The organism is Ruegeria sp. AP11 (assembly GCF_056535865.1).
Genome location: NZ_JBQFJB010000001.1, coordinates 722,153 through 746,923, shown reverse-complemented (window position 1 = coordinate 746,923; position 24,771 = coordinate 722,153). Strand labels below are relative to the sequence as shown.

The following is a 24,771-nucleotide window of genomic DNA, read 5'->3' as shown; positions in this document are numbered from 1 at the left end:
ATAATTCACTCAGGTTTTTTCTGTATCCTCGACGGTTCAACCACTTCGAACACCGCCAATTTCGCCGACAAGGCGGATTGAATACCGGAAACAGAATCTTCGAAGGCGCATGCACGTTTGGCTACGACGTCAAGCCTTCGAAGTGTCTCATTGTATGGGAGGGGATCAGGTTTGCCTCGTGGCAGATCTGCACCCGACACGCAAAGCTCCACTTGCTGCTGAATGGACAGAAACTCGATCGCGCTATGAATGTGGCGCATCGGTGATGAGGAACAGATCGCAATACGCACGCCGCTGTCGTGTAGGGATCGTAGGAAATCTGCGGCACCTTCAACGGGCGTGCGATGCCCAGGCAGAAGCAGATCTGCCCAGGCACCAATTTTGTTGCCGATTTCCTCGTGCTCCTGAGCATTCAATGACCGACCAAATGCGTCATCAAGAAACCCCTTTAAGCCCCGGCCAATATGTGCATGAAATAGGGATGGATCGACCTGGATATCGTAAGATGCAAGAACCTCTCGCTTGGCGCGTTCCCACACATGTTCGGAATGCACCAGCGTTCCATCCAGATCGAAAATGGCGGCATCGAACGAGCTGAAATCCACGGATGTATCATCGAACGAAATGCGCTTTACCATTGGCTCGAGGCTCCTCAATGAGTTATTGAATGCGGCACCAGAGCGAGATCAATCAGTCGCGTATCGGTTCGCCAGATCACGCATCTTCTGCGCAGAGCTTGCCAGCATCTCACGCGAGATCTCACCGGTTTCTGCGGCGCTTACCAAGGCTTTGGACACATCGCTTAGCTGCGTGTCGATGTCTGCGAGAAGCAGGAAATCGCAGCCCGCCTTCACGGCGTCAAGGGCCACCTCTTCAATGCTGTCGCCGCGCATCGTGGCCTTGGAATCCAGATCGTCCGCCATCACGATCCCTTTGTAGCGAAGGTCAAGTTTGAGGATATCCACCACTGGCTTCGACCGCAGAGCCGCGCGCGATGGATCGAGCGCTTTGTTGATGGCGGGCCCAACCATGATCATTTCCACATCCGCAGCGATCACGTTGTTGAACGGACCAAAGCCCGGCAGATAGCTGTTCGCGTCGTCTTTGACAATCGCCTCGGGATCAATGGCTGGATCGCCGGTGATGTTGTGGAAGCCGGGGAAGTGTTTTGCCGTCGCGGCGACACCTGCTCTCTGCACGCCGCGCACGTACGCGGCGGATACACGGCCAACAATTTCTGGATCGGTCGAGTAAGTGCGGCCTTCGAGCCAGGGGTTCACGCCCGTCAGCAGGTCAACGATCGGTGCCAGAAAGACGTTCACGCCAAGCTCTTGGCTGGCTTTTGCAACTTCATAGGCGTTCTCTTCCACCTCGTCGCTGCTCATTTCAATGAGGGCACTGTTCGAGGGGAACTGCGGAACAAGATCGTGCATTCGGCAGATCCCGCCCAGCTCTTGATCCACCGCGACCAGCAGATCGCTGGTCAGCGCTTTCGCGCTGCCCACCAGTGATGTGAATGTCTCGGGTGTTTCTTTGGCACGGCGCTCATCGGTCATCTTCCGTGCAACATATTCTTCGCGGCTTTCCCCGACGAGGATCGAAATGCCGCCTTCATCAAGGAAGCGTTTGCAGGCATCGCTTAACTCGGTTGAGGCGAAGGCCGGGAAGATGATGGCGTTTGCGTCTTCCTGAAGCGTGTAGGACATGTGATTTCCTCTTTGGGTGTGTTTAATAGGCGAAGATCGTTGCGAGCTGTTCGTCGGTAAGCCCGCTCATTTCTTTGGCGACATCGCGTAACTGACGATTTTCCGCCGTTGCCTGTTTGGCGATCTTCGCGGCCTTTTCGTACCCGACGAGCGGAACCAGTGAAGCAGACAGGCAAAGGCTATCTGACAAAAATTCACGACAGCGGTCTTCGTTCGCTGTGATGCCATCAATGCAACGCGTCCGAAGGACATTCATCGCATTTGTCAAAGCGCGTATGGATTCCAAGACCTTGAAGGCCAAGATCGGCTCCATTGCATTTAACTGAAACTGACCAGATTCAGCGGCCATTGTGACCGTCAAATCGTTGCCGATCACCAGATAGGCAACTTGATTGACGACTTCGGGAATGACCGGGTTCACTTTGCCGGGCATGATGGATGAACCGGCCTGAACGGCGGGCAGATTGATCTCTCCTATACCGGCGCGTGGACCGCTGCTGAGCAAGCGCAGGTCGTTGCAGATCTTAGAAAGCTTGACCGAGGCGCGTTTCAGAATGCCCGAAAACGTCATCAAGGCACCGGTGTCAGAAGAGGCTTCGATCAGGTCCGCTGCGGTGACCAGAGGATACCCGGAGATCTTGGCAAGCTCGGATGCAACGGTTTCTTGATACCCGTTGGGCGTGTTTAAGCCTGTTCCAATTGCCGTGCCGCCGATGTTCACCTCGACCAGTAATTGCGAGATCTCGTTTATCCGTCCCACATCTTCGCTGATCGTCGTGGCAAAGGCTTTGAACTCGGCGCCAAGTGTCATGGGAACGGCGTCTTGTAGCTGAGTTCGCCCAACTTTGGGGATCGTCGCGAACGCATCGGCCTTGTTGCGAAAGGACTCGATTAGTAGGCCCTGAGCCAAAACCAAAGATTCAACTTGATCAAGGATCGCCAGGCGAATGGCCGATGGGTAGGTGTCGTTGGTCGACTGAGATAGGTTTACGTGGTCGATCGGGTGGACGACATGCGTGTCGCCAGCCTTGTGGCCAAGCTTCAGATTGCCAAGATTGGCGATGACCTCGTTCGCATTCATGTTGGTCGAGGTTCCTGCCCCGCCCTGCACCATATCAACGACAAAGCTGTCGAGGTGCTTCCCGGACAGTATCTCGTCGCAGGCATCTATGATCGCTGCGCCAATCTCTTCCGGTAGACTGCCAAGCTTCATATTGGTGAGGGCGGCGGCCTTCTTCACCTGCACGATGCCGCGCACCAGCTCGGGGTAAGCAGACAGCGTCGTTCCTGTGATCGGGAAATTGTTCACAGCCCGTTGTGTGTGAACCCCAAAAAGGGCGCTCGCGGGGATATCGAGCGCCCCAATTGAATCGGTTTCAGTTCTGGCATCGGTCATGCGTGAGGCCTTCGAGGGGGGGGTGGAATGCGAGGTTCCGGTCAATTGACCGGGTGTAGCTCGATGGCCAGCCAAATGCTTTCCAGATCCGTGTAATAACGGTGCCACGGATAGGTCCACTTGTTCTCGCCGGTCACGATGCAGAACGGTTCATGGGTGAAGCCCGGTGCCATGATCACGTCTTCATAGACGGTTGCAGCATCCCGCTCGCGGAACTTCTGCATGCGGCCATATCCGTGGATCTGGGTGTGAACCTCAAGGAACGGGTGCTCATTGTGGATGAAGCAATCCGTTTCGTTGGGCGACCACCAGCATTTCAGCTTGATCTCGAACTGCTGCGGTTTCCGAACATCGGTGCGCTCGCGTGTGAAAACGAACGGGTCTTCGGTGACAAAGCCAACGGAGTCGATCGAAGACATGAACAACGGTGTCTCGCGGGGGAACCCATCATAGATGTCACCAAACCAATCCCATCCACGCAGCATGACGCCGCCAAGCTGTTCAAGGTTTTCGATCTTCAAAACCGCAATACGGTCCGCTTTGCGAACAGCCTTGCCGCGCAAGGTGGCCGAGCGCCACGGTTGGATCGGTGTATCAACTTCGCCTTCGACATAGATGACGTCGGTGGATAAGTTCACGACAATTCCGTCTGCGATGTAGTTGTCGACGTTCTCGACAAGAATTGCGGACATGTATGCGTCGGCAAAGCAAAGGTCGCGCTGAGTGTTTGTGGCCTCGGTCATGTCTCACTCCATGTGTTTTCGCGTTCGAGTTTCTGTGAAAACAAACCTAACCACAATTTCGCACCGCTCTTTTAAGCTGACGCACTGTGACGCGATAAGAGCGTAAATTCGCGACGCCGTTCCTGCGTCTGCGAAATTGATTCATTCGATCCCAGCGCTGATCGTGAAGTCAGACTTATCCCGCTTTGTCACCTGACACGCCGGATAAATGAACTGATGCACATCTGTGTGCTTCTGACAGGAGGAAAGAATGAAACTAACTGGCGGCGAAATTGTAGCGCAGGCCCTGACGAAATACGGCATTGAGTACATTGCCGGAATTCCGGGTCACGGGAACTGGAGCCTGACAGATGCGTTCTTGCAGGACGACTGCAACGTCAAAGTTATCCAAGTCATGCACGAGCAAAGCGCAATTCACATGGCCGATGGCTATTTCCGTGCTTCCGGAAAGCCAATGGCGGCCACTACGTCGGTTGGCCCGGGTGCAACGAACACCGTAATTGGCCTTGCGACCTGCTATGCGGACTCCACCTCGGTCTTCTATATCAACGGCTCGCCTTCGACCCATATGAAGGGCCACGGCGTCATGCAAGAAATCGAGCGCCAGCAAGACAACGCGTTTCCGCGGATCATGGAAGAAGTCACCAAGCGCTCGTATTCGGCTATTCGTGTCGAGGAAGTGCCCTTCCTGATGCACCGCGCGTTCAACACCATGCTGACGGGCCGTCCGGGTCCGGTGCATGTGGAACTGCCGATGGATCTTCAGTGTGAAACGGCAGAGGTCGAGATCCACGATCTGGACAAACGCATGCCGGTTGGTGTGGCTCACCCGGATCCGGAATCGATCAAACGTGCCGTCGAGCTGCTGCTGAGCGCCGAGCGCCCCGTGATCGTCGCCGGTGGTGGTGCTATTACTGCAAATGCCTCGAAAGTTTTGACCAAGCTTGCCGAACGTGTCGGTGCCGCTGTGTCCTTTACCTGGAACGGTAAGGGCGCCATCTCGGAAGATCACGAAATGTGCGTTGGCGCGATCGGGCAGACGGGTACAAGCTCGGGCAACGAAATCACCGCCGGTGCAGACGTTGTGATCTCGGTCGGATGCCGTTTCACCGACTGGTCGGCCTCTTCCTATGCCAAAGGCGTGACCTTCTCGTTCCCACCGGCCAAGTTGATCCACATCGATCTGGACCCGCATGAGATTGGTAAGAACTACCCGACCGAGGTTGGTATCGTCGCAGATGCGCGCGTGACGTTGGAAGCCATGCTGGATCAGATTACCGATCTGCAATCCTCGAAAGCGCTGACCAAACGCGAAGCCTTCCTGAAGGATGTTCAGGATGCCAAGGACCGCTGGGAAGCCCAGCTTGCGCCGCGTCGGGATTCCACTGAGACGCCTTTCACGTCGCAGCACCCGCTGAAGATTCTGCGCGAGGTCTTGGACCGTGATGGCATCGTGACCGTAGGGTCCGGCAACACGCAAGGTGCAGTGAAGCAGTCCTTCCCCGTGTATGAACCGCGCACACACCTGACCTCGGGCTCGTTCTCGCCGATGGGGTGGGCGTATCCTGCTGCGCTTGGTGCGAAGCTTGCATGTCCTGACAAGCAAGTTGTTGCGATCATGGGTGACGGTGACTTCATGATGTGCGCCCCGGAAATGGGTGTCGCCATGATGCACAACATCCCTGTCGTCGCTCTGGTTCAGAACAATAGCGGCTACATGTCGATCCGCGGTGGTCAGCGTAAGTTCCAAGGTCGCCATGTAGCTTCCGAGTTCAACAACTATGCGGGCAATGGCGAACCCTATTCGGCTGACATCACCGACATGGCCAAGAGCTTTGGCATGCACGCAGTGAAAGTCGAAAAGAGCGAAGACCTGCGTGCGGCGCTTGAAGAAGCGCTAAACCTCGGCAAACCCGCTCTGGTCGAGGTCATCACATCGCGTGACGCTGCAGGCCCGTTCACTCCCGGTTGGTGGGACTTCCCGTCGCCTGCTTATTACGAGAAAGAGCAGGAAGCCTACGCCGAAATGCGTGCCAAAGAACAGCACATGTAATCCCCAACTAAGGAGCCGCACATGTCTAAGAATGCGTGCGGCTTCTTTTTTCGAAGGCTCAACGAATGCCCTGGAAACTCAAATCCGCCCGAAAGTCGGCAGCGATCGAAGCTGCCAGTGAAACGCTTCAGAAAACCGTCTCTGACATCATCCTTGATGTGGAGAAACGTGGTGATGCGGCGTTGCGCGACTATTCTATCAAGTTTGACGGGCTTGATCGCAAAAGCTACCGCCTGGATAAGGCAGAAATCCAATCCTGCCTTGATGGGCTGAGTGCGCAAGAACGGCACGACATCGAGTTCGCAAGCGAACAGGTGCGCGTTTTTGCCGAGCACCAGCTGGCAACCATGTTGCCGCTTGAAGTCGAGACACGCCCGGGTGTGGTGCTTGGCCACAAGCATTTGCCGATTGGGAACGTCGGGTGTTACGTCCCCGGTGGCAAGTATCCCCTTCTTGCGTCGGCCCACATGTCGGTCTTGACCGCGAAGGTTGCTGGTTGCGACCGCGTGATCACCTGCGCCCCGCCGTTCCAAGGTGTGCCGGCGCAATACATCGTCGCGGCGCAGGCCATTGACGGCGCAGATGAAATCTATGTCATGGGTGGCGTTCAGGGCATTGCGGCCATGGCGGTCGGGACGGAAACTATTGATCCCGTCGATATGCTCGTGGGGCCGGGGAATGCGTTTGTGGCGGAAGCCAAACGACAGCTTTTCGGGCGGGTTGGGATTGACCTGTTTGCCGGACCTACCGAAACGCTCGTGATTGCCGACGAAACCGTCGATGGTGAAATGTGCGCGACCGACCTGCTTGGGCAGGCTGAACACGGGTATAACTCACCATGCGTTATGATCACGGATTCAGAAGCGCTGGGACGAGGCACGCTTGCCGAGATTGAGCGGCTGTTGAAGGTCTTGCCCACTGCCGAGATCGCGTCGGCGTCTTGGGAAGACTATGGCGAGATCATCGTCTGCGAAAGTCGCGAAGAGATGCTCGCCGAAGCTGATCGGATCGCATCCGAGCACGTGCAGATCATGACGGACGATGATGACTACTTCGTCGACAACATGAAGAACTATGGTGCGTTGTTCATCGGACCGCGCACCAACGTAGCCTATGGAGACAAGGTAATCGGCACGAACCACACGCTGCCTACGAACGGCGCCGCACGTTATACTGGCGGGCTGTGGGTCGGGAAGTTTCTGAAAACATGTACCTATCAGCGCGTCACCACCGATGAAGCGTCGGCAGAGATCGGAAGCTACGGATCTCGCCTATGCATGCTTGAAGGTTTTGTCGGACATGGAGAGCAGGCCAACATTCGCGTCAGGCGGTATGGTGGAGTGAATGTCCCCTACGCGGGCGCTGCACCAGTTCGAGGTTAATTATCCAGGTATTCCATTGCTTCCACCGGCAGGCGTTCGTCGTCCGGTGGAAGCACTGTTGCCGCCTTCCAATCTGACTTCGCTGGTTTGGTCGGAGCTCGAAAGTCCAGCACACTCTTTGATGTATAGGGTTCGCGGTACAGGTTGGACGCGACACCTGACGTGACCCCAAAGAAGAACTTAACGGGATTGCGCGCGATCGGCGTATAGATCGAGAATGTGATTTCATTTTGCTGAAGCGACTCCAGATCAGCCATGAACATGCGTCCATCAAGCATGAAGACAAACCCGTGATACTTGAAAACATAGTCATGTTTCTCGGGGTTATTCTTGTTCGGGAACCGCTCAAGGTTGGTATACCCAAACACGTCCTCATCAAGTGGATAGATTGACGTCACAGCGCGAACGATGTCCCCACGGTAAATCGAAGAGTAATGGTACTTGTAGTAGGTTCCACAAAACTGCTTCAGCCGATCCGTTTCCGAAGTTCGTATTACGGTTTGGAGCAAGTTTGACTTGGTAAACGCCTGATACCCGGCAAGCAACTCGGATGGGTGCTTGCGTTCGGGGATCTCCATATCTGGCGTGATGAGGTCCGAGAAAGTGACGCCGAAATAATCACAGATTGCGTTCAGGTTCACCTGTGACGGCATGTGTTGCCCGGTCAGGTACTTGTTGAACTGCTGTCTGTTGATGCCAAGACGACGGCACACGGCGGAGATATTTCCGCGCGCTTTGACGAGCCGACCAATGTTGATGGCGATAGTCTCTCTGCTTTGGTCATCCACGGCGTTCCCCCTCCATCAAATGTCGCATCATTATGCATTATGTGCGTCAGATTGCGCAACTGAATTCTCCGTTGCGAAATTGTCCCCTGTGACAACTGGGCCCAACATTAGCCCGTCAAATAAATTCCTGACCCCAAACGGGCCTCGGGATGCCAATTCCAAAAAGGGAGAGAGATGAATGAAAAAGCTTATGACACTGGCACTTCTTTCAGCGACTGCACTGACTGCGCCGGCCAAGGCTGAGGACTCGGTTGAAGTTCTGCACTGGTGGACTTCGGGTGGCGAAGCTGCCGCAGTTTCAGTTCTGAAAGATGCGCTGCAAGCCAAAGGCGTAACCTGGAATGACATGCCGGTTGCTGGCGGCAGCGGCGAAGCTGCCATGACCGTTGTGCGTTCGCGCGTAACGGCCGGCAACCCGCCGACCTCGGTCCAAATGCTGGGCTATGATATTCTGGAATGGGCCGACCAAGGCGCGCTGAGCAACCTTGACGCTACCGCCAAAGCCGAGGGCTGGGACGACGTTGTTCCGCAAGCTCTGCAGTTCTTCGCCAAAAGCGACGGACACTGGGTATCGGCTCCGGTGAACGTGCACTCGACCAACTGGGTCTGGACCTCGGGCAAGATCATGGAAGAGCTGGGCGTTACCGAAGCGCCTGCTGACTTTGCGGGCCTGCTGGACATCGCTAAACGCGCTCAGGATGCTGGTTATATTGGTATCGCCCATGGCGGTCAGCCGTGGCAGGAAGCCACCGTGTTCGACTCGGTAGCCATCGCAACCGGTGGTCTGGACTGGTACAAGAAAGTCTTCGTCGAGCTGGACCAAGACGCGATCAACTCTCCGACCATGATCGAGGCGCTGAACAACCTTGGTGAATACCGCGCTCTGGTCGATGACAACTTCTCGGGTCGTGACTGGAACCTGGCGACGGCGATGGTCATCAATGACCAGGCTGCATTCCAGATCATGGGCGACTGGGCCAAAGGCGAGTTCGTGAACGCTGGTGAAGTTGCTGGCGAAGACTTCCAGTGCTGGCGCGTGCCAGGCACCGAGGGCGTCGTAACATTCAACGCTGACCAGTTTGCCATGTTCAACGTCGGTGATGATCGCAAGAACGCTCAGGCTGAAATGGCATCGTCGGTGATGTCGCCTGAATTCCAGGTCGCCTTCAACATCGTGAAAGGCTCTGCCCCGGCGCGTATCGACGTGTCTGACGCCGAGTTTGATGCCTGCGGTAAGAAAGGTATGGCCGACCTGAAAGCTGCAAACGCTGGCGGTACGCTGGTTGGTTCACAAGCTCAGGGCCACGCCAACCGCCCGGCGGTCAAGACGGCCTTCTCTGACGCCATCACGGCCTTCTTCAACGGTGAACTGACCGCCGAAGAAGCAGCCGAGGAAATGGCCGATACGGTTGCCATCGCGCAGCAGTAAGCAGACCAAACTATGCCCCGCGACCTCCCAGGCGGGGCATAAAGCCGGCCAGCCAATTGCGTCTCTCCAAGCGCAATTGGCTTGGCCCTTGAAGAATAACTAAACCAACGGGAAGGCTGCGAAATGTTGAAACGCTATTTACCGCAGATCGTAATAACCCCTGGAACCCTTTTGGTCCTTGCTGGCGTATATGGCTTCATTGCCTTCACAGCGGCAATCTCGTTCACGGACAGCAAAATCCTGCCCAGCTACAACTTCGTCGGGCTGCGCAACTACGAGAACTTGTTCAAGCTGAAAGCTTGGGATATCGCGGTTTCGAACCTGATCATCTATTCGCTTCTTTACATCGTCATCTGCTGCGCGCTCGGCCTGCTCCTGGCGATCCTGATCGACCAGAAAATCCGCGCAGAATCGGCGTTCCGCTCGATCTATCTGTATCCGATGGCGCTGAGCTTCATCGTGACAGGGACGGCGTGGAAGTGGTTTCTGGATCCGGGCATTGGGCTGGAAAGCGTTATGCACCAGTTCGGTTGGGAAAGCTTCCAGTTCTCGTGGATCAAAGATCGCGAGTTCGCGCTCTATACCATCGTGATCGCCGCCGTATGGCAGACCGTTGGTTTCGCTATGGCCCTGTTCCTTGCAGGTCTGCGCGGCATCGATAGCGAGATGTTGAAGGCGGCTCGAGTAGATGGTGCAAACACGTTTCAGGTATATTGGCGCATCATCATCCCGCAGCTTGGTTACACCTTTGTCAGCGTGATGGTCATCCTCGTGTTCAACGCGATCCGGACCTACGACCTGATTGTCGTCATGACCAACGGCGGTCCCGGCCGTGCAACCTGGCTGCCGTCTGTCTTCATGTACCAATACACGTTCACCCGAAACCAGATGGGGATCGGTGCGGCAAGCGCGATCATGATGCTCGCCCTGATTGCAGTCTTCGTGATCCCGTATTTCTGGTGGGAGCTCAAAAGTCAGGGGAAACAGAAATGACCCGGAAAAAGAAAACCTTCTCGGCAGTGCTTCCCAAGATTGTCCTGTATGCAAGCCTGCTTATGTTCGCATTCCTGTTCCTCATGCCGATGTACGTCATGCTGGTGAACTCGGTCAAACCGCTGGAAGAGATCCAATCAGGCGGAATGATGTTCCTGCCGCAAACATGGACCTTTGAACCCTGGTTCAAAGCATGGTCGACAGCACAGATCGGCGTCGAGCCGACAGGTCTTCGGCCCTACTTCTGGAACTCGATTCTGATGGTTGTGCCTGCGGTAACCGTGTCCACCCTGCTGGGCGCTGTGAATGGCTACGTGCTGACCCAATGGGTCTTTCGCGGGCACAAGATCATCTTCCTGATGATGCTTGGCGCGGTGTTCATCCCGCACCAGATCATCTTGATCCCGATGGCGCGCATGCTTGGCTTCTTCGGACTTGCTGGAACTATTCCGGGGCTGGTTGTCGTCCACACGCTTTATGGCATCGGCTTCACCACGCTGTTCTTCCGCAACTACTATGTCGCCTTTCCGTCGGATCTGATGAAGGCCGCAAAAGTGGATGGCGCGGGTCTTTTCCGGATCTTCTTCCGGATCATGCTGCCAGCGTCGACGCCGATCATTATCGTGACCGTCATCTGGCAGTTCACCAACATCTGGAATGACTTCCTGTTTGGTGTGTCTTTCGCTGACTATGACAGCTTCCCGATGACCGTTGCGCTGAACAACCTCGTAAACTCGTCGACCGGGGTGAAGGAATATAACGTTCACTTCGCAGGGGCATTCATCGCCGCTGTTCCGACACTTCTCATCTACATCTTCGCCGGCCGCTACTTTGTTCGCGGACTTATGGGCGGCTCCGTGAAAGGATAAATCATGACTGGTCTTTCTATCAAAAAGGCGGGCAAGCTTTATGGAAGTGTCCGCGTCCTTCAAGATATCAATATCGACATTGACGAGGGCGAGTTCCTTGTTCTTGTCGGCCCCTCAGGCTGCGGGAAATCCACCCTGCTGAACATGATCGCGGGGCTCGAGGAAATCTCGGAAGGTGAGATTTCGATCGCAGGCAATGTGGTCAACGATCTTGAACCGTCCGAGCGTGACATCGCGATGGTGTTCCAGTCCTACGCGCTTTACCCGACGATGACCGTCGCCGGAAACATCAGTTTCGGACTGGAAATTCGCCGTGTTCCCAAAGCCGAGCGTGAAGCAGCCGTGGCCAAAGTCGCTGATCTTCTGCAGATCGGCCACCTGCTGGACCGCAAGCCCAGCCAACTTTCCGGCGGTCAGCGCCAGCGCGTTGCGATGGGTCGAGCGCTGGTTCGTGATCCGAAACTGTTCCTCTTTGACGAACCGTTATCCAACCTCGACGCCAAGCTGCGGGTCGAGATGAGGACCGAAATCAAAAAACTGCACAAGAAGACCGGCAAGACAATCGTTTACGTGACCCACGACCAGATCGAAGCCATGACAATGGCGACGCGCATCTGTGTCTTGGAAGGCGGCGACATCCAGCAGCAGGGCACCCCAGACGAGATCTATAACAATCCGGCAAATGCGTTTGTCGCGGGCTTCATGGGATCCCCTCCAATGAATCTTATGAAGGCGCGGGCACGCAAAAGTGCTGATGGGTGGGAGCTGACGATCAGCCACGGGTTGGAATCCATCACTCTGCCGTATCCCCGCAATCTGCCCGACGGCTATGACAACAAGGTTGTGACGTTGGGCATGCGACCTGAGCAGATTGTCGAAGAGTACCCGCGTGATGCCGCGGAGGACGCCTATTACACGACGACCTGCACGCTTGACCTGACTGAACCAACTGGTGCGGATACGTTTGGCGCGATTGATCTGAGCGGGCTCGAGGCGATCTGTAAACTCAAGCCTGGGTCAAAAGCTGATACAGGCGATCAGGTAGAACTACATTTTGAGGTTGGCGCCGCTTGCGTGTTTGATCCAGAGAGCGGTGCAAGGCTGGACTGCTAAGCCTGACTTGCTGGAGAATCCAAGATGAGCTCGTTCGACTATATCATTGTCGGTTCCGGCATAGGTGGGGCGACCCTTGCCTATGCCCTTGCGCCTTCCGGCGCGAACATCGTGATCCTTGAACGAGGTGAGCACCTGAAAGATTGCCCAGAGGCGCGCGATTTGACGGCGATCTTCAAGAAGGGATTCTTCCGTTCGGATGAAAGGTGGTTTGACGCACAAGGTCAGTCCTTCTCTCCGGGCAACTTCTACAATGTAGGAGGCAATTCGAAGTTCTTTGGCTGCGTGATGTATCGATATCGCGAAAGCGACTTCACTGCTCGCGCATTGCCGGAAGGCGAAACAGTGGCATGGCCCTTTGGCTATGAGGAGCTGGAGCCATGGTACGTCAAGGCGGAGCAACTGTTTCAGGTGCGAGGGGCGCATGGTGTCGATCCGACCGATCCACCCAGCTCGGCCCCGCTACCTTGTCCTGCGGTTCCGTATGAGCCGCAACTCCAGGATGCGGCCGCAAGATTGGAGGCGCTGGGCCTACACCCTTCGCCCTTGCCCCTGTCTGTCGATGTCGAGAAATGGTTAAGCCGTTCAAAGTGCCCTTGGGATGGTGTGCCGGACACACATACTGGAAAGATCGATGCGGAAACTGGTCCCCTTGAACAAACGCTTGCTTACCCGAATGTCAGCCTGATCACGGGATGCCAAGTCACGCGTCTTGAAACAGACCCAACAGGCCGTCGAATTGAGGCTGTGCATTACGTGCAAGACGGTGAGGCAAAGTCTATGGTGGCAGATCGCGTTGTCCTCGCCGCGGGTGCGGTCAATTCAGCAATCCTGCTTCAAAGATCAGAACACCCCAGGCGTTCAGGAGGGCTTGCAAATTCTTCCGGTGCGGTTGGTCGTTACTTCATGAACCACAACACTACGGCGATGATCACGTATGATCTCCGCAAGGCGTGGAAGACCATTCATTCCAAAGTATTCGGATTGAACGACTTCTATCTCAATGACGAAGAAACAGGTCTGCCGCTTGGGAATGTGCAGCAACTGGGCAAGATCTCGGCGCCGGTCCTTGCGGCGAATATCCCGGTCTGGATGCCCAAACGCCTGCTTCAGTGGTTCTGCGATAGGGCGGTCGATTGGTACGTGATGAGCGAGGATTTTCCATCTCCTGAAAGCAGAGTCTATCCTGAGGGAGACAAGATTGTTCTCGACTGGCGGCCATCCAACGTGAAGGGCCATAAGCTGCTGGTGCAACGCATGCGTCAGGTATTCCGGAAGGCGGGCTATCAGCTAATCCTGACCAAACCGTTCGGCAGCAAATCCCCGTCACATCAATGTGGCACGGTTCGTATGGGTTCAGACCCGAAAACCGCCCCACTTGATCCGTTCTGTAAGGCCTACGATCACGACAATCTCTGGGTGGTAGACGCGAGCTTTCTTCCCAGTTCGGCGGCCGTGAATCCCTCTTTGACCATTGCCGCCCAAGCACTGCGCGTCGGCGATTACCTTGTGAAGTCAAAGCAAGCGTAATGGCGAAGCTATTGGTCCATGCAGAGGAACATCGGGCCAGCCGGCACCAATCATCGGATCGAAATGCTGTTCTCGGCATTTTTCTGATGATCGCTGCAACCATTGCTTTCTCCTTTCATGATGCGATGACTAAAAAGCTGATCCAGCATTATTCCATCTGGCAACTGGTGTTCATTCGCTTCAGCGTGTTGCTGGTCGTTGTCTCGACGGTGTCCCTCTTCACAAACGGGCTGGGTGCGATGGTGCGGACGTCGCGGGTTTGGCTAAACGTGATCCGCGGTGGAATCCTGATCTGTGAAATCGTTCAGCTCGGCTTGTCTTACAGATATTTGGGCTTGGCCGAGTCAATGACCATATTCCACCTCTTTCCGCTGATCGGTGTCGTGTTAGCGGTCGTTCTGCTTAAGGAAAGAGTGTCTCGTTCTACGATCATCGCTTTGGTTCTCGGGTTTGTCGGCTTGCTTGTCGCGGTGGCACCCAGCAACCAGCTCGATACACCGGGCGTGGTTTTAGCTTTGGGGGCTGCTGTTTGCTATGCCAGCTACATTGTGCTTACGCGGCTAGCTGCTACCAACGATGGGCCCCAGACGTCGCTTTTCTATGTGTGCGCCGTTGGAACGATCGTGCCCGTTCTGTTTTTCTTTGATCAGTTCAAAGCAATAAACCCAGACCATCTTTGGCTCATTGTCTTGCTCTGCGTACTCAACATCGTGGGTCAATACAGCATCGTCATGGCGCTTTCATTTGCGCGCGCGTCTTTGTTGCAGCCCGTGAACTACATGCAAATCGCATGGGCGAGTTTGATCGGGTATTTCCTCTTCTCGAATGTCCCGACACCAAAAACACTGGTGGGTGCGGCTCTCATTATTGGCGCGGGCTTAGTGCTTATTATTTTCAACCGCGCCGGGGCCAGCCGACATGAGGGATGAGGCACCAACGCGGCAGGCAAGGGCAGGTGAAGCCTGGCTTAATGAGCTGCCGGTCTGCAACGTAAAGAAGGCGCGGATACTACTGTCGGAAGGCGCGCGGCTTGTCGTGCATCTGGACGAAACTGCCACCACGCAAGATCCCTGCTGGCGCATCACCCTGCTTGATGGGGCAGGACGCCACTGGGCGTTAGTGGCGATCGGCTCGAACCGACCTCGCCTGTTGGGCTCTGTTCAGTTGGTGTATCAAGTCGCGCGGAATTTGTCCGTGGCCGAGGTAAGTATCCCGGTCGCCACGTAACCTCCTGATTTCGTTAGGCGCTCCGCATCATAGCTGAGAGCTTTTCTCCGATCATAATGCACACTGCATTTGGGTTGCCCGAAATCAGGCTGGGCATGATCGAGGCATCTGCCACACGCAAACCATCCACACCATGCACGCGCAGCTTCGGATCTACCACTGACATTGGATCGGTCCCCGTGCGACAGGTTCCGGAGGGATGCAGGGCGGCATGGGCGTGCGCGGCGCAGAATGCCTTAATCTCATCCATGCTCATGCGACCGGGAGCTGGTTCGTGGCGTTGTTCAACATATTTGCTGATGGCTGATTGCTGCATGATCTCCATCGCGTGTTTTGTCCCCTGCGCGATTATCTCCAGATCATAGGGGTCCGAGAAATAGTTGGGCCTCACTTTCGGAAAATCACTCGGATCCGAGCTTGCAAGCCGTATATCCCCGCGCGATCGGGGGCGGATTTGTCCCAAATTGATCGTACACCCATTACCGCCTGGCACGGTTTCGACACCTTCTTCGACGCCCGCTCCGACAACCATGAAGTACTGTAGGTCCGGCATCCTTTCGGACCTATCGGCCCACCAGAACCCTCCGCCCTCGATCAAGTTCGAGGACGCGGGCCCTCCTTTGAAAAGCGCGTACTCCAACCCCGCCATTAGCTTCCAGAAGGGCTTCTTGTACTTGTCGTAACTGTGCGGTCCGTTGAGTTGATAGACGAGAGAGATCTCGATGTGATCCTGAAGATTCTGCCCGACGCCCGGAAGGTCTTGTTGTACCTCAATGCCATGCCTGCGTAGTTCATCAGCCGGCCCAATCCCCGACAGCATCAGAAGCTTTGGCGAGTTGATCGCCCCTGCCGACAAGATCACGTCTTGCGATGCTCTGATTGTTTTGGACTTGCCTCGTAGGGTGTACTCAACACCCACGGCTCGCCCATTTTCCACGATAATCCGCGTGACCTTTGCGCCGGTCACGATCGAGAGGTTCTTTCGCTTGCGTGCCGGATTCAGATACGCGGTTGCCGCGCTGCTGCGACGTTTGTTTCGTGCGGTGATCTGATACAGCCCACATCCTGCCGGATCGCCAGAATTGAAGTCCGGGTTATACGGCATCCCAGATTGCTGACATGCCTGCAGCCATGCTCGGGTCAGGGGATGAATGTGGTCAACGTCTGAAACGCCAAGCGGACCGCCGATGCCATGTGCGTCATTACAGAACCGGTTGTTGTCCTCGGCCTTTTTGAAATAGGGCAGCACATCTTGATACCCCCATCCGGTCGCGCCCTCCGCTTCCCACCGTTCATAATCGTCTGGATTGCCGCGAATATAGATCATCGCATTGACCGAGCTTCCACCGCCCAGCACACTGGGTTGTACCATGGTTGGCTGGGCGTCGTTACGCTCTTGTGTCGCAACCCACGGGATACGTTTGAGCAACCGACCTTGCGCTGTTTTATAGTAGGCGCCCGGAATGTGGATATAGGGGCTCCAGTCACGCGGGCCTTCTTCCAGCAAGACTACGTTGCACTCCGGATCCTCTGACAAACGAGAGGCCAGAACGCACCCGGTGGAGCCGCCACCAACAATTACTATATCTGCAGTATCCACGCTTCTGCCTCCTTCATCACGCACAAGGATCTTCCCGGTGCGACGACGAGCGCGCAATTTCGCAACACGCATTTTTCGACGCAGGATGACGCTGGAATTGCGTCAGACTGCGCATGTAGGAGTGGGTTTGCGAAATTGTTAGGTGCGCATCTCCCTGCAATGCTCGGTCAACAAGACCAGCAGGAGGGGTGGGCGTGAGTGACGCCGAGCATACGCGCCAGAAAATCGTCTATCATTCGCTTGTTTCGAAGCATGCGACGATGATGATGGATCTGGAGATCGCATCGTCTTTGGGGTTTGACGGTATCGAGCTGTCAGTAGCCAAGATGCGCGCCTTTCTTGCGGCAGGGTTCTGTCGCGATGAACTGAAGTCTCAGATTGGAGACATCTGGATCCCGGGCATTGGATTTCTTCTGGATATCGAGCGTCAAGGTGACGATGCAAAGCGCCTTTTGAAAGAGGCAGAAGAGTTATTCGATCTCGCGGCTGCTGTTGGGGCCAAGGGTGTTCAGATCCTGACGGGGCCGGTGGATATCCAGTCAGTTCGCAATCACGCGAGCCACCTACCAATCCAAGGCTATGCCGGATTGCTTTCCTATCCACGCTCTGAGCAGATCAAGCTGTCCGCCAAGAACCTGAAGGTTCTCGCGGATATGGCTGCCGGACGGGGGCTTGTGCTTTATCTGGAGGCGCTGGGTTGGGCACCGGTCAACACGATCGCAGACCAATGTGAACTGCTCGACAGGGCGGATCGGGACAACCTGAAAATGGTGGTGGATTTCTGGCACTGCTATGTGTCGGGTGACACGCCCGAAACTGTGGCTCGGATTGACAAAGATCGTATCTATGGCGTGCATGTGTGCGATTCACTGCCATTCCTGGGGGGGATTCCGGATGAAAGGGTCCTGCGAGATTTGCCCACCGGCAGCGGTGCTCTTGATCTGCGCGAATGGTGCGACGCTGTGAAGTCGACGGGATATGTGGGTTGGTGGAGCCCGGAGTTGTTCTGCCGAAAGCAACATCAGAGCAACAGCTTCCAAATGGCTACAGAACTAAAATCACTTCTGGAAAACCTGATCCGATAGGATCCACACAAACGAACAATGCCGTCACTTATGAGGTGATGAGGCAAACTACTAATGGGGATAACATGTCGAACACGGTCAATTGGGGCATTCTCGGTGCCGCGAACTTTGCGCTGAAACATATGGGCCCAGCAATTCACGCGGCAAACAACGCCAAACTGGTGGCCTTGGCCACAGGCTCCAAGCACAAGGTCGCGCCATTTCAAGCCTTGTGTCCTGATCTGAAGATCCATGACAGCTATGACGCATTGTTGGCAGACCCGGACATCGACGCGGTCTATATCCCGCTGCCAAATCACCTACATGTTGAGTGGTCTTTGAAGGCTCTGGAGGCCGGAAAGCATGTCCTCTGTGAGAAACCGATGACCTTGCAGGCGGGCGAGTTTGATACTCTGATAGACGCCCGCGACCGAACTGGTTTGCTTGCTGCCGAGGCCTTCATGATCGTGCACCATCCGCAATGGCACTATGTACGCGAGTTGATCCAATCTGGAGAGATTGGGCGGCTGGTACATGTCAGCGGCATCTTTGCCTTCGACAGTCGGGAAGATGTCGAGAACATCCGGCATCGCCCTGAAACCGGTGGAGGAGCGCTACGCGATATTGGCGTTTATGTGCTGGGATCAACCCGCTTTGTAACGGGTGAAGAACCGCAGGATATCTCGTCCCGCATCCGATGGGAAAATGACGTGGACGCCTTCACCGACATCCAGGCGAGCTTCCCTGGCTTTACCTATTCGGCCTACGTGACCACACGTCTCAACCTGTTTCAGGAAATGACTTTCCACGGTGAAGGAGGATTGATCCGTGTAACGGCGCCCTTCAACCCAAGGATCTATGGCGAAGCCAGTGTCGAGTTGCACAAAGATGGTCGAGATGTCTCGCGTAGGCGTTTCCCGATCATTGATCAGTATAAATTACAGGTCGAGGCATTCGGGGATTCTGCGACGACCGGGTCGCAATATCCGTGCCCGCTCGAGTTCTCTAAGGAAACGCAGGTTGCGATTGATCAAGCCTTCGAGAACAGTAGGGATATCTGAGCTACGCAGGCGAGCGCTCTCATGCCGATGGGTTTACCCCCTTGGTGATACCTGCCCCCAATCCCCGCAAGTCTTCTTCGGTAAGGCGATCCTGAGTATGCTGGGGTGCTCGCATGGGCGCAATGTATGTCCGGATTGAGCTGTCCTTGCGATGGCCAAAGGCTGATATTCGCAGCCCGTAACCGGCCCATCCGAACATTTTCGGTTACGAGTTCATTCGAACAAATTATTGTTCAGTTTCTTAGTTGGATTTCGTGAGAAATATGCTGGTTGCAGGGTTCAGATCGTCATTCGGATCCGTCAGAAAACCAGCCGGGAAAGAAACCGAGATAGGTTGATCCTTAGTATCAAGGCAGAGCATGTGGTTATTGTCTCCGTCGCCCAGATCTGCAAGCGCCGCGGGTGTTACTATGCGTTGTGATCCATCCTCGGCCACTACAGTAGTACTGTACAGATCACGTTCCACGTCACCGGGTTCTTTGCCATTGGCCAGCGTAACCCCGCCCGCCCAAGTTACCCTAATTGCTTGTACGATGTTGTCACTTGGACAAAGGCTTCCTCTGGTTCGGCGTGGTCCCAAATTTCCGACCAATGTCCAATCCTCGACAACCTCGGCAAAGATCATTGACGGCCCGTCTTCCAGCGGAGTAACGGCGACAGTGGCACCGCGGAAATCAAGTGTTCCATCGATGGAATGAAGGTGTCCAACAACCTCTACTGCAACCGGTGGATCCTCGGAAACGTTCCCAAAATCCCCGATGAGAAGCACCGTGCGCAATTCACCGGGATCGGTTGCGGGCAACACTGACGCGCAGTGCATTGTTCCGATCTGGCCTGACTTTGTTACAACTCTGAAGTCACCTGCCTGCAAAGTTACCAGATCTACCTCGGTAGAAAAAATGACAGGCATCCCGTCTTTTCCCCTGGAACCTCTGCAAATGAGATTTGCTACTCGGGGCAACGCCTCGAGCCCGTGGAAAGCAGAAAGCAACTCGGCATCTTGTTTTCCAGCTGAACTCGGCAATCCGAGGTTTGGGGTTGTATCTTCAAGTTCTCGACTTGAAACGTCCTGCGCGCATAAAGCCGTTCCCGACAAGACAAACGCAGTGGCAGGTGCGAGCAATCTGATCGCTTGGCTCCATTTCCTAAACTGCTTCAGCAATAGGGTATTTTTCCACATTTGGTCCTCAGCGCTGCGGGCTTTCGAGCTGTTACGTGTTGGAGTTTCACAAACACACGCAAACAAATTTTGTCGAACTTGCTACTATGCGGTCGCCAACAACGCATCGGAAAGCTCGTATTCCGAAAGGGCCCCTGGTGCACCTATTGCAACAAGCCTTGTTTCAGGTTTTAGGTGGCCCCATGCTCCATCCCTTGCGATGTCCATGCGTTTTCCGACTACCTGTACAAGAATGCGGTGATCCGGATCCTCCTCGCTAAAAACAAAACCCTTGAGGCGATAAACGTCGCCAGGAAGCTTTCGAATTGCACTCCGAAGAGATGACAAGCTTATCGGGCGTTCAGATTTCATCATAGTTGTTGAGAAGCTGTCCGAGTGATCAGAGTGGTGGCAACCACAATCCGGTCCATGCTCGTGATGATCGGGTATTTCTGTTTCGAGCTGTTCGGCGGCAAAGCGACCAACGGAAAGAAGTATGTCCAGTGGGACGTCTGCGTTGACAGCTTCGACGAGGCGATATCGACGGAAGCGAGACCCGAGCCAATCGTGCACCCTTTGAACAGCCGCCCTGTCGACGAGATCGACCTTGTTCAAAATAACCATGTCCGAGAACGCGATTTGACGGAGTTTCAGCTCCATTTGTTCCGGCGCAGAAAATAGCTGTTCCGCATCGACCAGGCACATAAGGCTGTCCAAGCGGATCATGTCCCGAAACTTCTGATCGGTGAATGTCATTGCAATTGATGACGGGTCCGACACTCCGCTTGCTTCAAGGACGATGTATTCCGGTTTCTCAGGCCGGGCGAGAACGGCTTCTACCGTTTCGATCAGGTCATCTCGGATCGAGCAGCAGACGCAGCCATTTGCCAGGCTCATCACATCATCTTCGAGACCGACTACCAAGTCGGCGTCAACGTTTACTGATCCAAAGTCATTCACCAGAACCGCAACCCGCAACCCGTGATTGCCTGTCAGGATGCGGTTCAAAAGTGTTGTCTTACCGGCTCCGAGAAAGCCGGTAAGGATCGTGACCGGGATTGCGGATGTCGAACCAAATTCGATCATGTCGTTACTCCGCTTTCTTTTTACGGTTCGGGATGACGTCATCGACCTTGATAACGAAATCGCTGGGCCATTCTGGATCGGGAGCCCGGAATACATCAGCTGGGTAGTATTCTTTCGGATCGATCTCCATGTCCCGGTATTTCTGGTCTTGCTGTTCGGCACGTGATGACCGTGGTGCTGGCGGCTTGATTTCATCCGGCAACGTGATCTTGCCTTCTGCTTCCATCTTGCCCAATTCGCGGAAAGGTGCGACCGAGCCGGATTTGCCTGGAAGCGTCGCCTTGCGATACCAGATTGCATCCTTGGTAACGTTGACGACGGCGACGTCCAATCCCCAAGCGAACAACCCATCATAATGGGCTCGAATTCCTGCCAACATTTCGGCATCGATATCCTCGTCTTGCGTATAGTGGGTCACCATTGCAAGCCGTGGGCGCGCCTCAGACATCATCTTACCAACAGCATAGTGCGAAGTATGGTGCGTATCGATTGTGTAGTTGAACAGCTCTTGCGGCAAACCGTATTTGTAGGTCATCAACTGACCGATATCCTGTCCGGACATTTCGGTCACAAACACATCGACGCCTTTTCCATATTCAAGACTCAGTTCATCGGGGCGGCCGTCGCCGGTCCAAACAAAGCTCAGGCCATTCCAATCCAGCCGATACCCCACAGCACCGTCTTTGGCGTGGCTACGAGGCCAGGACCGAACAGTCACACCATCTTCGTCATAAACGATGCCGCCTTCTTGGCGGAAATCGAATTCATTGACGTCGATCTCGTAGCCGTCCCCAATCGGGAACACATCGAAGGCCTCAAGATGCCATTTGAGCATCTGCTGCATGCCTTTCACCATTCCGGCTGTACCAAGCTCTGGTGTCCGACCAGAAGGGCCGTGAATGCGCAGCGGCGTGTATCCACCAGACCAAGCCCGGAACGGGTAAATGTAAGGAATGTCGGCATAGTGATCGACATGCAGGTGCGTGATGAAGATGTCGTTGATCAACTGACCCGGAACCTGCATCCCGATAATGTTGCGGACGCAGCCTGAGCCGAAGTCGAAGAAGAACCTCTTTCCGTTTCCCAGCTCCACCATAATACAGGTACCCGCCTGATCTTCGCGGGGTGGAAATGGCGTCGAACCACAGAATGATATCCGCATTTCGTCGGGGCCGAGATCCTCGGAAAGCGGGAAATAATTTGCATTCGAGCCCGTCATGTATTTGGTAGGACGGAAGTACTCCGGCAGGGTGATGCCCCCGGCAGGTCTGCCGCCGTACGGGTTCTTTAGGCTTTCGCCCAGTGGTCCATCACCGGGGTGCGCCTGTGCAGCTCCTGTCCCGTAGCTAACGGCGCCGGTTGCGACCGCACCAGCTGCCAGTCCTTGCATAACGTGGCGCCGGGATGGGTTTTCGATGTCGTCAGATTGCTGGTTCGGTTCATTCTTAAGATCTTTGCCGTTGTCTTCTTTTGTCATGGTCATGCCCTCAATTGGAAATGCTGTGAGGATCGCGCTTCACCATCCGGCGAAGCTCGTTCACGAGTTCAGATTTGATGTGGGCCCATTCCGCACGCTCTGAGGCTGTGATCGAAACATCATCCAGCAACTCCGAAGCTTTCCTCAGGTCTTCGATAACTTCTTTGAGTAACGCATCCGTTTCGATACGCCCTGACAGCGCATCGGAAAGCTCTGGAAGCTCGTCACTCAGTTCCCAAGTCACTGGATAATCCTCGGTTCCCACTATCTATTCTTAAATCAAGATGAGTGCGGTTGACGGCACACGCCAAGTGAGTCACCGTGAGTTGGGGGTGAGTTTGCTTTGAACCAAGCTAATGAATTGCCGATAGATCAAGATGTTGCACCGCCATCGCCGGAGCTTGTCCGACAAGCACTTCAGAGCGTTGTTTCCAGCATCGCGTTCCAGTCTTCGCCTCGACTCCAGCAGTTTCTTACTTTCGTGGTCGAAGAAACTCTCGCAGGTCGCGGCGCCCAGATTCGTGGCAAAGCAATCGCGGTCGAAGTCTACGGTCGGAGCATTGATGGCACCGGTGGTCGGAATCTCGTTCGCGTCGAAGCCAGGCGGCTGCGTCGACTGCTACATGAGTTTTACGAAGATCAATGGGACGGAGAGGGAGTTCGAATTTTTGTTGATTCCGGCGGATACAAGCCACGGTTTTCCTACGAGCCTACGATTGAAGACCACACATCCAGTGCTTGGAACAGCGATGAGCCTGGTGGGCGTCGGCGTTCGCTGCAACTGCTGCCAGCTGGATTGGGTGTCCTTGCAGTAATCGCTGTGCTTGGCATCTGGTTGAGGCAGGAAAACAGCAAGGATTTGCCAACGACCCAATCCATCGAACAAGCTGAACGTGCAGCTCTCGGTGAGCAATCTTTGACAAGACTCCAGGCGGCCAACCTTGCGGATCAAGCCCGAGGCATGTTTTTTCCCGTTTTTGATGTCAAACGTCAGCGAATAGCACTGGGAATGTTCCAGCACGCAATGGAACTCGACCCGGCTCTGTCTGACGGCTATGCCGGATCAGCGCAGGTCCTGGCGATCCTGGCGGTGTTGTCGCCTGACAAAGCACAAAGGGAAGATCTCTTCAGTCAAGCTTCGGAGATGTCTGGTAAGGCGCTTGAATTGTCACCTGCCGATGCGTGGGCAAACGGCGCAAATGGTTGGGTGCTGGCTGTCAAAAATCTGCCAAATGAGGCATTGAAATACGCAAGAATGTCCGTCGAACTGGCACCGAAGGATGGCCATATTCTCGACCTTGCAGGTATCACTGCCATCATGGCTAACGCCCCGGAACTTGCAGCCGAGGTTAGTGATCCGGAGAGAGTCAGGTCAGGATCTGGTAGGTTTGGTGCAAGAAACATCTGGGGTGTTTCGCAACTTATGCTCGGGAACTACGAAAACGTTGTTGAAGCCTTTCAGGGCGCACCAGCTGCCGGAGCGCCTGTCAGCGCTCCTTCGCTCTTATTCCAAGCCGTTGCGCACGATCAGTTGGGGAATTCAGAAGAAGCACAACTGCTCGTTACTGAAATGCGCAGGACATGGCCCGATTTCCCGTCTGAGTATCTTGCCAACAGGATTTTTCACAGCGACGGCAAAACGCAGAAAGCGATACTTGATACACTGACGAGATACTAAGGAAGCGAGTTTCCTTGATTTCTTACGCACGATTTCAAGTTTGTAGGATCGACGTCATACTCAAAGCAACAATGCTAAACCGAGTTCGAATGGTTGGTCCTGACGTAGTAGATTCCGCTCTTTTTGTCTTTGACTGGTGTAGGCATGATAAGGGTCACTGTGTAGGACTCCTGTGTAGGAGTCTGCAAGTGCAAGCCATTGGTTCGGTGTAAGTTTTTGAGAATGATAAGGAAATCATGGTGCTGCTGGAGAGAATTGAACTCTCGACCTCTCCCTTACCAAAGGATCGCTTAAAATGAAATTAACCTATATAAATCAATAATTTAAGATACACCCAATAACAGACTGCACGCGTTTTGCACACACTTTTTTACCCATTTTTGGGTCGTAAAAAACGGCCTGCGATCAGCATCAAAA

General features: G+C 54.8%; 22 protein-coding genes. 12 read left to right on the top strand and 10 right to left on the bottom strand.

From position 1 onward, the window contains the following. Positions 1-5: 5 nt before the first annotated feature. The 4 genes from ACR3E4_RS03800 to ACR3E4_RS03785 are packed head-to-tail and all read right to left on the bottom strand — an operon-like array spanning position 6 to position 3,845. On the bottom strand, positions 6-638 hold the full coding sequence (locus tag ACR3E4_RS03800) for an HAD family hydrolase (protein ID WP_480534124.1): 633 nt from the start codon (positions 636-638) through the stop codon (positions 6-8). A gap of 48 nt (positions 639-686) precedes the next feature. Then, on the bottom strand, positions 687-1,706 hold the full coding sequence (locus ACR3E4_RS03795) for a glycoside hydrolase family 3 N-terminal domain-containing protein (protein ID WP_480534122.1): 1,020 nt from the start codon (positions 1,704-1,706) through the stop codon (positions 687-689). 22 nt (positions 1,707-1,728) lie between these two features. Next, a complete protein-coding gene (locus ACR3E4_RS03790; RefSeq protein WP_480534120.1) occupies positions 1,729-3,102 on the bottom strand; it encodes an aspartate ammonia-lyase in 1,374 nt (457 codons plus the stop codon). Between the two features lie 41 nt (positions 3,103-3,143). Further along, positions 3,144-3,845, bottom strand: coding sequence for a hypothetical protein (locus ACR3E4_RS03785; protein ID WP_480534118.1), 702 nt, complete (start codon positions 3,843-3,845; stop codon positions 3,144-3,146). Positions 3,846-4,095: 250 nt separating this feature from the next. Here ACR3E4_RS03785 and ACR3E4_RS03780 point away from each other — a divergent pair, with 250 nt between their 5' ends. After that, entirely contained in the window at positions 4,096-5,898 is a 1,803-nt protein-coding gene (locus ACR3E4_RS03780) for a thiamine pyrophosphate-binding protein (RefSeq protein WP_480534116.1), read from the top strand. 65 nt (positions 5,899-5,963) lie between these two features. Next, positions 5,964-7,280 carry a histidinol dehydrogenase gene (hisD, locus tag ACR3E4_RS03775; protein WP_480534114.1) on the top strand — a complete coding sequence of 439 codons (1,317 nt, stop codon included), beginning with the start codon at positions 5,964-5,966 and terminating at the stop codon, positions 7,278-7,280. On the opposite strand, the gene ACR3E4_RS03770 is transcribed toward hisD, so the two are convergent. Beyond that, positions 7,277-8,068, bottom strand: a complete 792-nt coding sequence (locus ACR3E4_RS03770; RefSeq protein ID WP_170381930.1) for a helix-turn-helix domain-containing protein — start codon at positions 8,066-8,068, stop codon at positions 7,277-7,279. The genes hisD and ACR3E4_RS03770 overlap by 4 nt on opposite strands. 178 nt (positions 8,069-8,246) lie before the next feature. On the opposite strand from ACR3E4_RS03770, the gene ACR3E4_RS03765 reads away from it, so the two are divergent. From ACR3E4_RS03765 to ACR3E4_RS03735, 7 genes are all read left to right on the top strand, one after another. Continuing rightward, positions 8,247-9,497 (top strand): ABC transporter substrate-binding protein, encoded by a 1,251-nt coding sequence (locus ACR3E4_RS03765; protein ID WP_170381931.1) that lies wholly within the window; start codon positions 8,247-8,249, stop codon positions 9,495-9,497. Between the two features lie 123 nt (positions 9,498-9,620). Next, positions 9,621-10,490, top strand: coding sequence for a carbohydrate ABC transporter permease (locus tag ACR3E4_RS03760; RefSeq protein WP_170381932.1), 870 nt, complete (start codon positions 9,621-9,623; stop codon positions 10,488-10,490). After that, complete coding sequence (locus ACR3E4_RS03755) at positions 10,487-11,359, top strand: carbohydrate ABC transporter permease (protein ID WP_480534111.1); 873 nt, start codon at positions 10,487-10,489, stop codon at positions 11,357-11,359. Before ACR3E4_RS03760 ends, ACR3E4_RS03755 begins: the two co-directional genes overlap by 4 nt. A 3-nt stretch (positions 11,360-11,362) precedes the next feature. Continuing rightward, complete coding sequence (locus ACR3E4_RS03750; protein ID WP_480534109.1) at positions 11,363-12,472, top strand: ABC transporter ATP-binding protein; 1,110 nt, start codon at positions 11,363-11,365, stop codon at positions 12,470-12,472. A 24-nt stretch (positions 12,473-12,496) separates the two neighbouring features. Then, on the top strand, positions 12,497-14,002 hold the full coding sequence (locus ACR3E4_RS03745; RefSeq protein WP_480534107.1) for a GMC oxidoreductase: 1,506 nt from the start codon (positions 12,497-12,499) through the stop codon (positions 14,000-14,002). After that, positions 14,002-14,931, top strand: coding sequence for a DMT family transporter (locus ACR3E4_RS03740; RefSeq protein WP_480534105.1), 930 nt, complete (start codon positions 14,002-14,004; stop codon positions 14,929-14,931). The genes ACR3E4_RS03745 and ACR3E4_RS03740 overlap by 1 nt, the downstream gene beginning before the upstream one ends. Continuing rightward, on the top strand, positions 14,921-15,229 hold the full coding sequence (locus ACR3E4_RS03735; RefSeq protein WP_480534103.1) for a hypothetical protein: 309 nt from the start codon (positions 14,921-14,923) through the stop codon (positions 15,227-15,229). The genes ACR3E4_RS03740 and ACR3E4_RS03735 overlap by 11 nt, the downstream gene beginning before the upstream one ends. A 13-nt stretch (positions 15,230-15,242) precedes the next feature. Here the strand turns inward: ACR3E4_RS03735 and ACR3E4_RS03730 are convergent, their stop codons facing one another. After that, the gene (locus tag ACR3E4_RS03730; protein ID WP_480534101.1) at positions 15,243-16,829 is read right to left on the bottom strand and encodes a GMC family oxidoreductase; all 1,587 of its coding nucleotides are present in this window, start codon (positions 16,827-16,829) and stop codon (positions 15,243-15,245) included. A gap of 194 nt (positions 16,830-17,023) precedes the next feature. Here ACR3E4_RS03730 and ACR3E4_RS03725 point away from each other — a divergent pair, with 194 nt between their 5' ends. Together ACR3E4_RS03725 and ACR3E4_RS03720 are read left to right on the top strand one after the other, a co-directional pair. Continuing rightward, positions 17,024-17,914, top strand: a complete 891-nt coding sequence (locus tag ACR3E4_RS03725) for a sugar phosphate isomerase/epimerase family protein (protein WP_480567054.1) — start codon at positions 17,024-17,026, stop codon at positions 17,912-17,914. A 65-nt stretch (positions 17,915-17,979) separates the two neighbouring features. Further along, positions 17,980-18,954: a Gfo/Idh/MocA family protein gene (locus ACR3E4_RS03720; protein ID WP_480534147.1), complete on the top strand. Its 975-nt coding sequence runs from the start codon at positions 17,980-17,982 to the stop codon at positions 18,952-18,954. Between the two features lie 241 nt (positions 18,955-19,195). Here ACR3E4_RS03720 and ACR3E4_RS03715 read toward each other — a convergent pair whose 3' ends face one another. From ACR3E4_RS03715 to ACR3E4_RS03700, 4 genes are all read right to left on the bottom strand, one after another. Beyond that, positions 19,196-20,134: a hypothetical protein gene (locus ACR3E4_RS03715; protein WP_480534097.1), complete on the bottom strand. Its 939-nt coding sequence runs from the start codon at positions 20,132-20,134 to the stop codon at positions 19,196-19,198. Positions 20,135-20,218: 84 nt separating this feature from the next. Then, a complete protein-coding gene (locus ACR3E4_RS03710; RefSeq protein ID WP_480534095.1) occupies positions 20,219-21,199 on the bottom strand; it encodes a CobW family GTP-binding protein in 981 nt (326 codons plus the stop codon). Positions 21,200-21,203: 4 nt separating this feature from the next. Then, positions 21,204-22,676 carry a guanitoxin biosynthesis MBL fold metallo-hydrolase GntH gene (gene gntH, locus ACR3E4_RS03705; protein ID WP_480534093.1) on the bottom strand — a complete coding sequence of 491 codons (1,473 nt, stop codon included), beginning with the start codon at positions 22,674-22,676 and terminating at the stop codon, positions 21,204-21,206. Between the two features lie 10 nt (positions 22,677-22,686). Next, entirely contained in the window at positions 22,687-22,920 is a 234-nt protein-coding gene (locus tag ACR3E4_RS03700) for a hypothetical protein (protein WP_480534091.1), read from the bottom strand. A 99-nt stretch (positions 22,921-23,019) separates the two neighbouring features. Here ACR3E4_RS03700 and ACR3E4_RS03695 point away from each other — a divergent pair, with 99 nt between their 5' ends. Next, positions 23,020-24,354 carry a hypothetical protein gene (locus tag ACR3E4_RS03695; RefSeq protein ID WP_480534089.1) on the top strand — a complete coding sequence of 445 codons (1,335 nt, stop codon included), beginning with the start codon at positions 23,020-23,022 and terminating at the stop codon, positions 24,352-24,354. Positions 24,355-24,771: the final 417 nt, after the last annotated feature.